General features: G+C 46.0%; 12 protein-coding genes and 1 other RNA gene. 8 read left to right on the forward strand and 5 right to left on the reverse strand.

What is annotated here, in order from left to right; genetic code table 11:
* Window positions 1–48 precede the first annotated feature (48 nt).
* Window positions 49–1143, reverse strand: coding sequence for a glycosyltransferase family 61 protein (locus tag GXP69_RS14905; protein WP_163915870.1), 1095 nt, complete (start codon window positions 1141–1143; stop codon window positions 49–51).
* 223 nt (window positions 1144–1366) lie between these two features.
* Between GXP69_RS14905 and pseB the strand changes: the two genes are divergently transcribed.
* The 8 genes from pseB to GXP69_RS14945 all read left to right on the forward strand — a co-directional run bounded on the left by pseB (window position 1367) and on the right by GXP69_RS14945 (window position 10192).
* The gene (gene pseB, locus GXP69_RS14910; protein ID WP_163915871.1) at window positions 1367–2386 is read left to right on the forward strand and encodes a UDP-N-acetylglucosamine 4,6-dehydratase (inverting); all 1020 of its coding nucleotides are present in this window, start codon (window positions 1367–1369) and stop codon (window positions 2384–2386) included.
* A 121-nt stretch (window positions 2387–2507) separates the two neighbouring features.
* Window positions 2508–3683, forward strand: coding sequence for a UDP-4-amino-4,6-dideoxy-N-acetyl-beta-L-altrosamine transaminase (gene pseC / locus GXP69_RS14915; protein WP_235925738.1), 1176 nt, complete (start codon window positions 2508–2510; stop codon window positions 3681–3683).
* Window positions 3680–4372 carry a pseudaminic acid cytidylyltransferase gene (gene pseF / locus GXP69_RS14920; RefSeq protein ID WP_163915873.1) on the forward strand — a complete coding sequence of 231 codons (693 nt, stop codon included), beginning with the start codon at window positions 3680–3682 and terminating at the stop codon, window positions 4370–4372. The genes pseC and pseF overlap by 4 nt, the downstream gene beginning before the upstream one ends.
* Window positions 4365–5840, forward strand: a complete 1476-nt coding sequence (pseG, locus tag GXP69_RS14925; RefSeq protein WP_235925739.1) for a UDP-2,4-diacetamido-2,4,6-trideoxy-beta-L-altropyranose hydrolase — start codon at window positions 4365–4367, stop codon at window positions 5838–5840. The genes pseF and pseG overlap by 8 nt, the downstream gene beginning before the upstream one ends.
* A 20-nt stretch (window positions 5841–5860) precedes the next feature.
* Window positions 5861–6904, forward strand: a complete 1044-nt coding sequence (gene pseI / locus GXP69_RS14930; RefSeq protein WP_163915874.1) for a pseudaminic acid synthase — start codon at window positions 5861–5863, stop codon at window positions 6902–6904.
* A 3-nt stretch (window positions 6905–6907) separates the two neighbouring features.
* Entirely contained in the window at window positions 6908–8209 is a 1302-nt protein-coding gene (locus GXP69_RS14935) for a hypothetical protein (RefSeq protein ID WP_163915875.1), read from the forward strand.
* Between the two features lie 49 nt (window positions 8210–8258).
* A complete protein-coding gene (locus tag GXP69_RS14940) occupies window positions 8259–9743 on the forward strand; it encodes a lipopolysaccharide biosynthesis protein (protein WP_163915876.1) in 1485 nt (494 codons plus the stop codon).
* A gap of 50 nt (window positions 9744–9793) precedes the next feature.
* On the forward strand, window positions 9794–10192 hold the full coding sequence (locus GXP69_RS14945) for a hypothetical protein (RefSeq protein ID WP_163915877.1): 399 nt from the start codon (window positions 9794–9796) through the stop codon (window positions 10190–10192).
* Between the two features lie 117 nt (window positions 10193–10309).
* Here GXP69_RS14945 and GXP69_RS14950 read toward each other — a convergent pair whose 3' ends face one another.
* The 4 genes from GXP69_RS14950 to ffs all read right to left on the reverse strand — a co-directional run bounded on the left by GXP69_RS14950 (window position 10310) and on the right by ffs (window position 12186).
* Entirely contained in the window at window positions 10310–11023 is a 714-nt protein-coding gene (locus GXP69_RS14950) for a cell division ATP-binding protein FtsE (RefSeq protein WP_163915878.1), read from the reverse strand.
* Window positions 11024–11029: 6 nt separating this feature from the next.
* Window positions 11030–11233 carry a fructose-6-phosphate aldolase gene (locus tag GXP69_RS14955; RefSeq protein ID WP_163915879.1) on the reverse strand — a complete coding sequence of 68 codons (204 nt, stop codon included), beginning with the start codon at window positions 11231–11233 and terminating at the stop codon, window positions 11030–11032.
* 90 nt (window positions 11234–11323) lie between these two features.
* Entirely contained in the window at window positions 11324–11980 is a 657-nt protein-coding gene (gene fsa, locus GXP69_RS14960; RefSeq protein WP_163915880.1) for a fructose-6-phosphate aldolase, read from the reverse strand.
* 109 nt (window positions 11981–12089) lie between these two features.
* An RNA gene (ffs, locus tag GXP69_RS14965) (signal recognition particle sRNA small type) lies at window positions 12090–12186 on the reverse strand.
* Window positions 12187–12973: the final 787 nt, after the last annotated feature.

Raw genomic sequence — 12973 nt, forward strand, 5'->3', positions numbered from 1 at the left:
AAAAACTCCCTCCCCTGTATTTATGAAATGTGGTGAAGGAAGCCTGATTCAGACAAACTTCGCAAGCCACTGTTTTACCTGCGCCACATCAACTGTAAAGTTTTCATTCATATCTCCTGCAGAACCAATAATGGCATCATAGTCAAAACCAAGACCTTTGCTTAGAAGGAAATAATGAGGTTTAATGACGTTGGAGGGATGTAACTCTAACACCTTACTGTGCTTTGAAAACAATAGATTTGTTAGTCCGGCGCCGTGCGGAGCTATTACTGACTCAGTATCATAAAAGAGCTGCACTTGTTCCTGGTAGCTTAACTCTTCTGCCCTGACAACTTTAAAATTATAATTTGCCAGCAGCGGTAAAAGCTCCTGCTCGTTTAATAAACGGCGGGTCTTGGCCTTGCTCCTGCTGATGTAAATTCTCTGTTTAGTTTCAGATGAAGCTACCTTATACCCTTTCCAAATGTTTTCTTGCAACCACTGACTTACAGGCAAAGGCAGATAACCACTCTGGGCGTTAGATAGATAAGAAGGCAGCAAAAACTGTTCAACCTGCCATTTCTCATGTTTCCCAATGTAAACCACTTTCACATTTGGATGCTGCCGCAGCAAAAAATGCAACGTTTCATGCTGATAAGCTGGCAAATCGTGGCGCATGATCAGGTTAATAGGTCCTTTTACTTCCTGAAGCAAAAAATATAAGCGCGGAAGGCAGTCGAAAAACCAGTGATAGTTGTTATTGGCAGCCCAGGGCAGATGCAGAATTGAAGTGTAAATCCCCTCTTTACTTTTCGGCAACATAACCGACGGCGTTTTGAAAGCTGGAGATTTAGCTAACCGGCTCACATCAAACACCGATTCTACTATTACTTTACCGTTCTGCACCAGCGCCCCGGAATTCCCCAGAAACGTAACATCTTGAAGGGCAACTATAAACACAGGTTTAACACGGTAACCTAAACTATAGTCCAAGCTATAGTTGAAGGTCTCTGCAGAGTGCTGTAAAAATGCTTGTTCCTGCTCATTAAACTGTAACACCTGCGAAGGAGCCATCACTTTTTTAGATGAGTGATGCAGCACCGATGTATAACGGAAGTAGTAACTGGCAGTGTGCAGCAGTCGGAAGAGCGCCTTTTTCAGCATAGGTTAAAAGTGTAGCCCGAAAGTTACAAATTATAGTTTATAGTTGAGAGCTTATGAAAACAGCTTGTTCAGTGACTTTAACAGTTGTCTCGAACTGTTTAATTGCGAAACTTGATTCCAACAATTTAACCATAAAACCATCCAACAATTCAACAATTAAATATTTAACTTGCAGCGGAATGTTGGCTATAGTTTGCCATATATCAAAGCATAAAAACAAAGCATGGCATTAGACCTGAATCATAAGTCTATATTGGTAACGGGCGGCACGGGCTCGTTTGGTAAAAAGTTCGTGGAGATGGTGTTTGCCCGTTTCCCGGATGTGAAGCGACTGGTCATTTACTCGCGCGACGAGCTCAAGCAGTTCGAAATGTCGCAGATTTTTCCGCACAGCAAGTACAAGGCGATCCGTTATTTTATTGGCGATGTGCGGGACGGCGAGCGCTTTAAACGCGCCTGCGAAGGCATCGACATTATTGTGCATGCCGCTGCCATGAAACAGGTACCCGCTGCCGAATATAATCCGATGGAGTGCATCAAAACCAACGTGCTGGGTGCTGAGAATGTAATTAACGCTGCCCTGGATAGTGGCGTGAAAGAAGTTGTGGCCCTTTCTACAGACAAGGCTGCCGCTCCGATTAACCTGTATGGCGCTACCAAACTTTGCTCTGATAAGCTGTTTGTGGCAGCCAATAACATGAAAGGCAAGCGCGACATCCGCTTCTCGGTGGTTCGTTACGGCAACGTAATTGGTTCCCGAGGCTCAGTGGTGCCTTTCTTTTTGACAAAACGCAGTGAAGGTGTGCTGCCTATCACCCATCCGGACATGACCCGTTTCAATATCTCCCTAGAAGAAGGAGTGGAAATGGTGTTTCATGCGCTGGAAACGCATTGGGGCGGTGAGATTTTCGTTCCGAAGATCCCGTCCTATGTAATTACCGAGTTGGCAAAGGCCATTGGACCAAACTGCAAACAGGAAATTGTAGGCATTCGTCCGGGCGAAAAGCTGCACGAAGAGATGATTACCGAAACGGACTCGTTGAACACAGTGGAGCTGGATAAATATTACGTGATCCTGCCATCAACGCCAACCTGGGCAACCGAAGATTTCCTGAAAGCTTTTAACGGCAAAATGGTTCCGCTGGGCTTTAAATACAATTCCGGCACTAACACCGAGTGGCTGTCGGCAGAGCAGCTACGCGAACAGATCCGTCAGCACGTAGACCCGAACTTTGCAGTTTAAATTAAAAATTATGAATTTGAAATTAGAAATGGATTAAAGCTTAACGCTACAAAAATTTCTAATTTTTAATTTCTCATTTCTAATTATAGTAGTTCCAACAATGAACTCAGAATTTATAAACATGAAGCCCATCCCCTACGGTCGCCAGCACATTACACAGGATGATATTGATGCAGTGATGGAAACGCTGCAATCCGATTTCCTGACACAAGGGCCTAAAGTAGCTGAGTTTGAACAGGCGTTTGCCAACTACGTGGGCGCTAAATATGCGGTAGCGGTAAGCAACGGTACAGCGGCCCTGCATCTGTGCACACTGGTTTTGGGTGTAAATGAGGAATCGAGAGTGATAACCACACCGATAACGTTTGTGGCTTCTGCTAACTGCGTGCGCTATTGTGGTGGCATTGTTGAGTTTGCAGACATTGATCCGGAAACAGCTTTACTGGATATAAACAAAGTACGGGCTATGGTGGAAAGCAAGCCAAAAGGTTACTACACCGGTATTATTCCGGTAGATTTTGCCGGCAACCCGGTAAACCTGGAAGAATTCAGAAAGCTGGCTGATGAGTTTGGCTGCTGGATAATAGAAGATGCCTGTCATGCTCCTGGCGGTTATTTTATAGATAGCAAGGGCGAGAAACAACTATGCGGTAACGGAAAATACGCTGACCTGGCCATCTTCTCGTTCCACCCGGTTAAGCACATTGCAACCGGCGAGGGCGGCATGATCACAACGAACAGCGATGAACTATACCAGGAACTGCTGAAGCTGCGCACCCACGGCATTACCCGCGACCCGAACCTGATGGAAGAAAACCACGGCGGCTGGTACATGGAAATGCAGGAGCTCGGCTACAACTATAGAATTCCGGATATGCTTTGCGCCCTTGGTATTACGCAGCTGCAACGTGCCGATGCCGGCCTTGCACGACGCAAAGGCATTGCCAAGGTGTACGACGAAGCATTTGCAACTATAGCTCGTATTAAAGTATTGGGCACGTCTGCAGAAGCCTTAACTGAGAATGGGGACACCGGCCATGCTTACCACCTGTATGTGATCAAAGTGGCCGACCGAAAAGGCTTATATGATTTTCTGCGCCAGCACAACATCTTTGCACAGGTGCATTACATTCCCGCCCATACCATGCCTTACTACAGAAACCTGGGCTATAAAAAAGGAGATTACCCGGAAGCTGAAGCCTACTACAGCGAGTGCCTGAGCCTGCCGATGTACCCAAGCCTGACAGCCGAAGAGCAGGAGTTTGTAATTGAGAAGGTGAAAGAATTTGTAGGATGAAAACCATTGCCATCATACCAGCCAGAGGTGGCAGTAAGCGTATTCCCAGAAAGAACATCAAAGACTTTTTAGGGAGACCTATTATTGCTTACTCTATCCGGACAGCACTGGAGTCTGGACTGTTTGATGAGGTGATGGTATCTACGGATGATGCTGAAATAGCAGAAGTAGCCACAAAATTGGGGGCGAATGTTCCTTTTTTAAGGAGCGAAGCTACCTCAGATGATTTTGCCACTACAGCTGCTGTATTAAAGGAAGTGCTGCACAACTATAAAACTATAGGAAAGCAATTTGAGTTTGGTTGCTGTATCTACCCCACGGCGCCTTTGCTTACAATATCGGCGCTTAAGGAGGCATATCAGCAACTGCAGAATAAAAACTTTGATACTGTTTTTCCTGTTTTAAAGTATAATTACCCGATCTGGAGAAGCCTGAAAATAGAAGCTGGTAAGGTAGCCCTAAACTGGCCGGAGCACCTAAACAGCCGCTCTCAGGATTTACCTGCCGCATACCATGATGCCGGGCAGTTTTATTGGTTTAGGACGGACCGTTTACTAAACACAGGTAAGCTATTTACGGATAACTCCGGGGCAGTAGAACTTGACGAACTGGAAGTACAGGACATCGACAACGAAACCGACTGGAAACTGGCCGAACTAAAATATAAACTCATCCATAAACTTGCATAGCACCATCCATAAACGTCGCATCATACTCCGGGCTGATGGCAACAGCCGCATTGGCTTGGGCCATGTGGTGCGATCATTGGCACTAGCCAGTATGCTGCGCGATTATTTTGAGTGTGTATTTGCCATTCAGGAGCCGGATGATGCGCTGAAAGCCCAGATTCTGGAGACTTGCGACGGCATTATTTCGCTGCCTTTGTGCGCCCCAACTGAAGAACGTTTTAACTATGAACTGGCAGCATATATTTCAGAAGAAGAAATTGTAGTGCTGGACGGCTATAGTTTCGCTACCGCTTATCAGCAGACTATAAAAGCACGAGGGGCGCAATTGGTTTGTATTGATGATATTCACGCCTACTCATTTGCAGCGGATGTAGTACTGAACCAAGCAGGTGGAATTGAAGCTGCAAACTATAGAACTGCTCCATATACAAAATTGCTGCTGGGCCCGGAATTCGCACTGCTTCGACCACCTTTTTTAGAAGCTGCCAGGCAACACAGAACAATACCCACTGGAGAGCTGCACATACTTTTAAATTTAGGTGGCGCTGATCCTGAAAACTATACGTTGAGACTTGCCCAGGAAATAGCTACTTTACATAAGACCGCAACTATAGAAATTGTAGCTGGAAGCGCCTACAAACACCTGGATGAACTGCAAAGCTGGGTAGAAGATAGCACCAACTATAGCTTACACCACAACCTGGATGCTGAACAAATGTGTAAGCTGATGCAAAAGTGTGCTGTAGCAGTTACATCGGCAAGCGGTGTGGCATACGAATATGCAGCAGTTGGCGGAATGCTTTTCGTTCTTCAGACAGCCGATAACCAAACTGGTTTATACAAATTCCTGACAAAGAACGGTGTTGCGCAACCCTATAGTTTAGAGGCTGTAAACTCGGATTCTTTCAACCAGTTTGAGAAGCAACTATCAGCACAACGGCGCTTTTTTGATGGACAGAGTGACAAACGGTTATTAGCGGTATTTGAGCAACTGAACCTGAGCCAGCGCCTTACACTGAGGCAGGCAACTATAGCCGACCTGGAACTGATATTTGACTGGAACAACGATCCGGAAGTACGCCGGCAGTCTTTTAATCCAGAGCCGATTCTGCTTGATAACCACACCCGCTGGTATACCGCCCGGCTTGAAGATACTGCCTGTAGATTTTATATTGCAGAGATAGATGGCTTACCTGCCGCACAGATCAGATTCGATATAAAGGAAGGTATAGCAACTATAAGCTACCTGATCAGCATTGGTTACCGGGGCAAAGGCTTGGGGCACATCGTACTGCAAAAAGGCATTGCCAAACTCAAAGCTGAATCACCGGATTTAAAATTAGTCGAAGGGCTTGTGCAGCAGAACAACAGAGCCTCTGTAAGGGCATTTGAGAAAGCCGGTTTCAACTATGGCACGCCAGCTCCGGAACACCCGGATGCCTACCACTTTGTTCTGGAACTGCCATAGAAAGTATAATTTAGAAAATCATGATCAACGATATAAACATTGCAGGCCGCCTGGTTGGCGCAAATCATAAGCCTTTTATTATTGCCGAAATGTCGGGCAACCACAACCAGTCGCTGGAGCGGGCATTGGCTATAGTTGATGCCGCTGCCGATGCTGGTGCTGACGCCATAAAACTACAGACTTACACTGCCGACACCATGACCTTGCCAGGCGCTTTCACCATAGAGGATGAGAATTCGTTGTGGAAAGGCCGCGAACTATACGACCTGTACAAGGAAGCCTACACGCCCTGGGAGTGGCATCAACCTATATTTGAGCGAGCCAAAGAGCGTGGCATGATCGCTTTCTCGTCGCCGTTTGATGAGACGGCGGTTGATTTCCTGGAAGAGCTGGGAGCACCTGTCTATAAGATTGCTTCTTTTGAAAACACAGATCATCCACTTTTACGCAAAGTAGCTGCAACAGGAAAACCGGTGATCATGAGCACAGGGGCAGCAACTGTGCAGGAAGTGGCAGAAGGCGTGCAGGTTTTACGGGAGGCGGGCTGCCAGGAGCTCATTCTTCTGAAATGCACCAGCACCTACCCTTCTACTCCCGAAAACACGAACCTGCTCACCATACCACACATGCGCGAACTATATAATGTGCAGGTTGGCCTATCAGACCATACGATGGGCGTGGGTGCAGCCGTAGCAGCGGTGGCCTTGGGAGCCACCGTAATTGAGAAACATTTTACGCTGCGCCGTGCTGATGGTGGTGTAGATTCTGCTTTCTCGCTGGAGCCTGAAGAACTGAAAATGCTGGTGGTGGAATCGGAAAGAGCCTGGCAAGCCATGGGCCACGTGCAGTATGGGGTACAAAAGGCCGAAGAGAAAAGTCGTTTGTTCAAGCGCTCAGTTTATGCGGCCAAAGACATAGCCGCAGGTGAAGCTTTCACCAAAGAAAATATCCGGGTCATTCGTCCGGGACTTGGGCTCGCACCAAAGCATTATGAAGAATTGCTGGGTAAACCGGCTGCCACCAACATTAAAGCCGGCACTCCCCTTACCTGGGATATGGTATAAATCGTGAAAAACTGGTACGTCCTCTACAGCAACATCCTGCACCTGCACTTTTCAGATGGTTTTTATAAACTGCCAGAAAGCGCTAAAAATGCTGTGTCCCCAACTTCTCTGGTCAAGCGCTTGCTAAAAGTACTTGGCTATAGTTTAGTACGGCTTGTCGGCAACCTGTTTAAGTCGGTGGAGCAACCTGGAAAGTTGAAGGGAAAAGTGTGGCTATATGTGGTGAGCCAGAATAATTATGACAGTCTGAAGTTTATACAGGAAGGTATTCCTGATGCTGTTTTTGTAGCTGGGCAGAGCAAGGAAATCGGTAAGTACAATGCTATAGTTAACCGCCTGTCGCTGCGGAAGAAGGTGCTTTATTACTATAAATTCCTGCCGCTTTACTTCCAGTTTCTGAAACATAAAAAGGAAAGCACGCTACGGTTTTATGATGTGTTGTTTGATGCCATTGGTTTTTATGAAGTATACCTGCAGAAGCTTCGCAAGTACAAGCCGGCAACTATAGTTTTTGCAAACGATCACAACCCAGATGCCCGTGCCATGCTGCTTGCCGCCAAAGCTGCTGGCATTAATACAGCCTATATCCAGCACGCCAGTGTCAGCCCTATTTTCCCCCCCCTGCAATTCGACCTGAACTTACTTGAGGGGCAGGATGCACTGGTTAAGTATAAACTATGTGGCCCAGTTGAAGGCAAAGTGGAGTTGGTAGGCATGCCCAAAGCCGATGCTTACGCTAACTATAGAAATACCAGTCAACAGATCGGGACCATCGGGATAGGCTGTAATCTGATGGATGATTTGGGCGAAATTACCAGGCTGCTCCGGCAGTTAACTATAGATTTCCCATCTATAAACTTCATTCTTCGTCCCCATCCCCGCGACAAACGAGACTTTAAAACGCTCTCCACTATAAGCTCCAACATCAGCATTTCCGATCCCCGCACTGAGCCAACATTCGATTATCTCAACCGGATTGATGTGCAACTAAGTGGGAATTCGGGAATTCACCTGGAAGCAGTATTACTAAATGTCTGGTCGATCTTCTACAACATGAACTCAACCGAGAGCCTGCACGATTACTATGGTTTTATAGCACATGGCTTAGCAGATGCTGCGACTAACTATAGCGAGCTACGGGATTTGTTACAAAGTTCGCTAAATCAAAAACCAGAAGTTTACCTGCGCGCAAAATACTACAATGCTACTGTTGGGACGGAGCATGATGGAAAAAGCAGTGAACTGGCTTTAAAATACCTAAAGGAGTTTGTTCAGACTAGTCAGCCTGCAAAGGCGAAGCTATAGTTACTTTACTATCCCCAAAAATTTTACCTTTGCTCCCTGACTTTAGCCAATGAGTAGACAATTACAGCGCGAAGGTATCTGGAACACCATCATCTCGTATGCCGGCATTGCCATCGGGTACGTAAATGTGTTGATCCTTTTTCCGAACATCCTGGATGAAGAGCAGGTTGGCCTGACACGCCTGCTGCTAACTATAGCCGAGATGTTTGCGCAGTTTGCAGCACTTGGCTTTGTGAATATGAGTGTACGGTACTTCCCGTACTTCCGCAACAAAGAGAAAAAACACCACGGCTTCCTGTTCGTGCTGCTCTCGGTGCCGATGTTCGGTTTCGCCCTCATGACGGCGCTGTTCATCATTTTTAAGCCCGTAGTAGCCGATTATTACAAAGAGAACTCCTCTCTCCTGCTAGATTATTACCATTACATCATTCCGCTGGCGTTTTTTACGCTGCTTTTTAACCTGTTCACGGCCTACCTGCGCTCCCTTTTTAAAACGATAGTTTCGTCGTTTGTAAAGGATTTCCTGTCACGGGTGCTGATACTGGTGTTGCTGCTGGCCTATAGTTTCGGCTGGATGGATTTTGAGATGTTTGTGCTGTGGTACGTGGCCGCCAACTCTGCCATTGCGCTGGTGCTGATCGCCTATACCATGTGGCTGAAACAGTTCTTCATAAAGCCACAGTTTGCCGAAGCGGTAAGTATTATTCCGTTCCGGGAGATGCTGTATTTCGGACTGTTCACGTTCATGGGCAACATTTCGGTTACCATCATTAAGTCAGTCGACCAGGTTATGATTAGTTCCGTGAGTTTGGCTGACAATGGTATTTACACTACTTCCTTTTATATCACGAGCGCTATTGTTACACCTGCGCTGGCCATCTTTAAGATTGCTTTTCCGCAAGTAGCCGAGTTCTGGAAAAACAGAGATATGCTGGGAATGGCGAAGTTCTACAAGCAAATTACGCTTATTAACCTTATTATTGGGTTGCTGCTCTTTATCGGCATTTGGGCTAACCTCGATAACCTGTTCTCTTTCATGCCCGAAACCTATAGTGCGGGTAAGTGGGTGGTTTTTTTCCTGGCTATGGCCCGACTGGTAGACCTTGCAACGGGTATTAACGGCATCATACTGGCAACTTCTGATAAGTACCGCTGGGACCTGCTGTTTAACATTGTGCTCGCCGGGCTAACCATCTGGACCAATACTATTTTTATTCCGCTCTATGGCATGAACGGGGCCGCCTTTGCCACCATGCTGTCGCTGATATTTATTAACCTGCTGCGGATGTTCTTTGTACTATGGGCTTACAAAATGCAGCCATTTGCCTGGAGCTCACTTGGCATAACAACTATAGCCTTGGTGTCGCTGGCTGCATCATATCTCATCCCTTACCTGGGCAATGTTTACCTCGATATCGCGGTGCGCTCAATAGCCATTACTATAGTTTATAGCGCACTCACATTGGGCTTTAAAGTGTATCCGGAACTGAATGTTTGGGTGCGGAAACTCGTGAGAACTTACACAGGATTGTAATTCCCTGCCAGCTTAATGCGCTGGTTAATCTAAATCTACTGAAAGCAAAGATGATGACTACAGACAGCAAAAAACAAACCTTACGCATAGTTGGGGTAATAGCTGCACTTTTGGGTTTTGCCAGCAAATTAGTATACAGGCCCTGGGTTATTGAGAATCAGATGGATGATTTTGGATTACAAGGGTTTGCTCCAAGTTTCTTTTACGTGCTGGGCGCCTGTTTACTCATAGCAGGGTTCAGCAATAAAAATATACCTAAGAACATGGCTTTAGCGGCTCTGGGTGCAGCGGTATACGAGCTTGAGCAAAACTATACTTCAAGAGTTTTTGACTACTTAGATCTGATTGCTACCGGTGTCGGGTTAGGGCTTGCCTTGCTGATCAGCGAGGTCATCCTTAAAGATAAGGCTGCAGAAGAAACGTTCACGCACAATGAGCATGAGCACTAAGTTTTGTTAGATGACACTCTCAGCCTGATATCAGAGATTGTGCTTCAATGAAAACTATAGTTATCGCTTGCAACTATAAACTATAGCTGCCGCATGAGGCTATAAAACCGGAAAAACTTAGTAGCTGGCTGTTGTAAACGCGAAGGTCTCTTTATTAGAATCAAGTACTTTTCCGCTTTCGCATTTAAGCACACGCTTTGGATAGCGGTTAATGATCTCATAGTTGTGTGTAGCCATGAGTATAGCCGTACCGCTGTTGTTTATCTCCATAAACAGCTGCATAATGCCATCTGCTACAATCGGATCGAGGTTACCGGTTGGCTCATCGGCAATAAGTATTACAGGTTCGTTCAGCAAGGCGCGGGCCACTACTATACGCTGCTGTTCGCCACCCGAAAGTTGGTGTGGCATTTTGTTGGCGGCTGCATCGAGTCCAACCCGCATGAGCACTTCAGAAATGCGCTGCTTTATTTTGCTCTTGTCCTTCCAGCCGGTTGCGCGCAAAACAAAGCTCAGGTTTTCAGCAACGGTTCTATCAAAAAGCAGCTGAAAATCCTGAAAGATAATACCTAAACGTCGACGCAGAAACGGGATTTTTGTGCGGGGAAGTTTGCTTAGGTTAAAATCAGAAACCGAGGCCGAGCCGGTAAGTAAAGGCAGGTCGGCATATAAAGTCTTAAGTAAAGAGCTTTTCCCGCTGCCTGTGCGCCCTACCAGGTACACAAACTCCCCTTTCTCAATATCGAACGATACACCACTCAAAATGGTATTAACATCCTGGTAAACAGCTACATCGCGAAGGGATACTACGGGTGAAGAAGAAAAACTCATGTATACTTAAATCTCTAATTTCTGCAGTTTACCAAATTCCAGTGAATCTATCAAAGCAGCCAGTGCATCTTCTTTCCCTTCCAGCCCATAGCGGTCCAGGTTTTTCAGAGGCCGGTCGGCCCGGAAATAAGCTATCAGCACGAAATTGCTATCGCGTAACTGTATGTAATCCGGAATCTTGGCCTTGCCTTTTACTTTGATGATGTACATTGGGAGTAAATTATGAATTAAAAATTAGAAATTAGAAATGAAGGCATTTGTACCCATTTCTAACTTCTAATTCATAATTTCTAATTAATACTATTTATTTCCTTTTGCGTGATCAGCCAGGAACTTCTGCAGACCGATGTCGGTAAGCGGATGGTTCAGCAGGCTAGTGATTACATTAAGCGGGCAGGTAACTACGTCGGCACCGATCTCAGCGCACTGCACCAGGTGCATTACGTGGCGAACCGAAGCAGCCAATACCTGCGTCTGGTAGCCATAGTTGCTGTAAATCTGCACGATCTGGTCGATCAGCTGCATACCATCTGTAGATACGTCATCTAAACGGCCCACAAACGGAGACACATAGGTAGCACCAGCTTTAGCAGCAAGTATCGCCTGACCAGCCGAGAATACCAGCGTACAGTTTGTTTTAATGCCTTTCTCGCTGAAATAACGGATCGCTTTAACGCCATCACGGATCATAGGCACTTTCACCACAATATTCGGGTGCAGCTCAGCTAAAAACTCACCTTCTTTAATGATGTTTTCATAATCTGTAGCGATTACTTCTGCACTGATGTCGCCATCTACAATTTCACAAATTTTCTTGTAGTGCGCCATCACGTTATCGTGACCGAAGATGCCTTCCTTCGCCATCAGCGATGGGTTGGTGGTAACGCCGTCTAACACGCCTAGGTCGTGCGCTTCCTGAATTTCCTGCAGGTTTGCAGTATCGATAAAGAATTTCATATGAGATGGGATGATTATAGTTACAAAGCTAAACTATAAATCCTGAAACCGGAAGAAAAGCGGCTATTTTTAGGTATGGCAGCAGATGCCGTTGGGGTATGGGCAAAAAAAAGTGGCAAACCAACATCGCGCCGCTTCGACTACCTACCCTTGCTACCTTCCGGTCCTGGGGGATTTGGCAGGAGCTGGCCGTGCCGATTTGCCGTTACAAAAGTACGGATATTCTCATTGAAAGCAAATTATTGCGGTTTAAAAACGCATAAATTTTACTCTTAAACTATAAGTTTCAAATTATCAGGTGCTTTTAAATTTAGATATCGATGATGTCTACAGTTGAATCCTATGTTTTTTAGAGTGTAGCGAGAAATCTATCTCAGCCTATAGTAGTACCTTTGTCATGTCGAGCGTTAGTCGAGACATCTTATATGACCTTATCAAACTATAGTTACTGAATTGACACGAGAAGTTTCTTTCATAGCTTCCTTTTATCCTGGGAGCTTTACCAGCCTAAAGTTTCAATCCAGCTTTGGTGCGCTCACGGCCGCGAGGCCTCGTCTTCGGGCATCGCGCGGTGTATATTTCTTTTGCTCCTGCGTCGCAATGCCTGACGGCACCTGAAATCTACAAGGCGCTCAACCCAAAGACTGTGATCATTTCGATAGCTATAGTTCATGCTTCTTGAGCAGTTATAGTTGCATCGCCTTTTCATGGTGGTAGTTCTGAGGGGCAGGCTGCGCCTACCTGCTCGTGGTCTGAACTATAGATGTATAACTTAAACTATAGCAACAGCAGAATTCCCCTCTTGGGAGGGGTAGGTTAATTGCCAACTATAGAAGGACAGCTCAAACTATAGCAGTGACAGAAACTGTCCCCTTGAGGACAAGTGAGAACGGGAGTTCGAAACTTGCGAGCGTAGCTCACAGGGGTGTTAACTATCGTATCGACTAAGGAACGACACAACTATAGCAACAGAACAAAACTCCCTCTCCTGTT

Origin of the sequence: Pontibacter burrus (genome assembly GCF_010686685.1) — a bacterium.
Lineage (GTDB): Bacteria > Bacteroidota > Bacteroidia > Cytophagales > Hymenobacteraceae > Pontibacter > Pontibacter burrus.

Excerpts from the sequence above, each read along its gene's own strand:
- GXP69_RS14905 (WP_163915870.1), bottom strand. The coding sequence starts at position 1,143 with ATGCTGAAAAAGGCGCTCTTCCGACTGCTGCACACTGCCAGTTACTAC.
- pseB (WP_163915871.1), top strand. The coding sequence starts at position 1,367 with ATGGCATTAGACCTGAATCATAAGTCTATATTGGTAACGGGCGGCACG.
- pseC (WP_235925738.1), top strand. The coding sequence starts at position 2,508 with ATGAAGCCCATCCCCTACGGTCGCCAGCACATTACACAGGATGATATT.
- pseF (WP_163915873.1), top strand. The coding sequence starts at position 3,680 with ATGAAAACCATTGCCATCATACCAGCCAGAGGTGGCAGTAAGCGTATT.
- pseI (WP_163915874.1), top strand. The coding sequence starts at position 5,861 with ATGATCAACGATATAAACATTGCAGGCCGCCTGGTTGGCGCAAATCAT.
- GXP69_RS14940 (WP_163915876.1), top strand. The coding sequence starts at position 8,259 with ATGAGTAGACAATTACAGCGCGAAGGTATCTGGAACACCATCATCTCG.
- GXP69_RS14945 (WP_163915877.1), top strand. The coding sequence starts at position 9,794 with ATGATGACTACAGACAGCAAAAAACAAACCTTACGCATAGTTGGGGTA.
- GXP69_RS14950 (WP_163915878.1), bottom strand. The coding sequence starts at position 11,023 with ATGAGTTTTTCTTCTTCACCCGTAGTATCCCTTCGCGATGTAGCTGTT.
- GXP69_RS14955 (WP_163915879.1), bottom strand. The coding sequence starts at position 11,233 with ATGTACATCATCAAAGTAAAAGGCAAGGCCAAGATTCCGGATTACATA.
- fsa (WP_163915880.1), bottom strand. The coding sequence starts at position 11,980 with ATGAAATTCTTTATCGATACTGCAAACCTGCAGGAAATTCAGGAAGCG.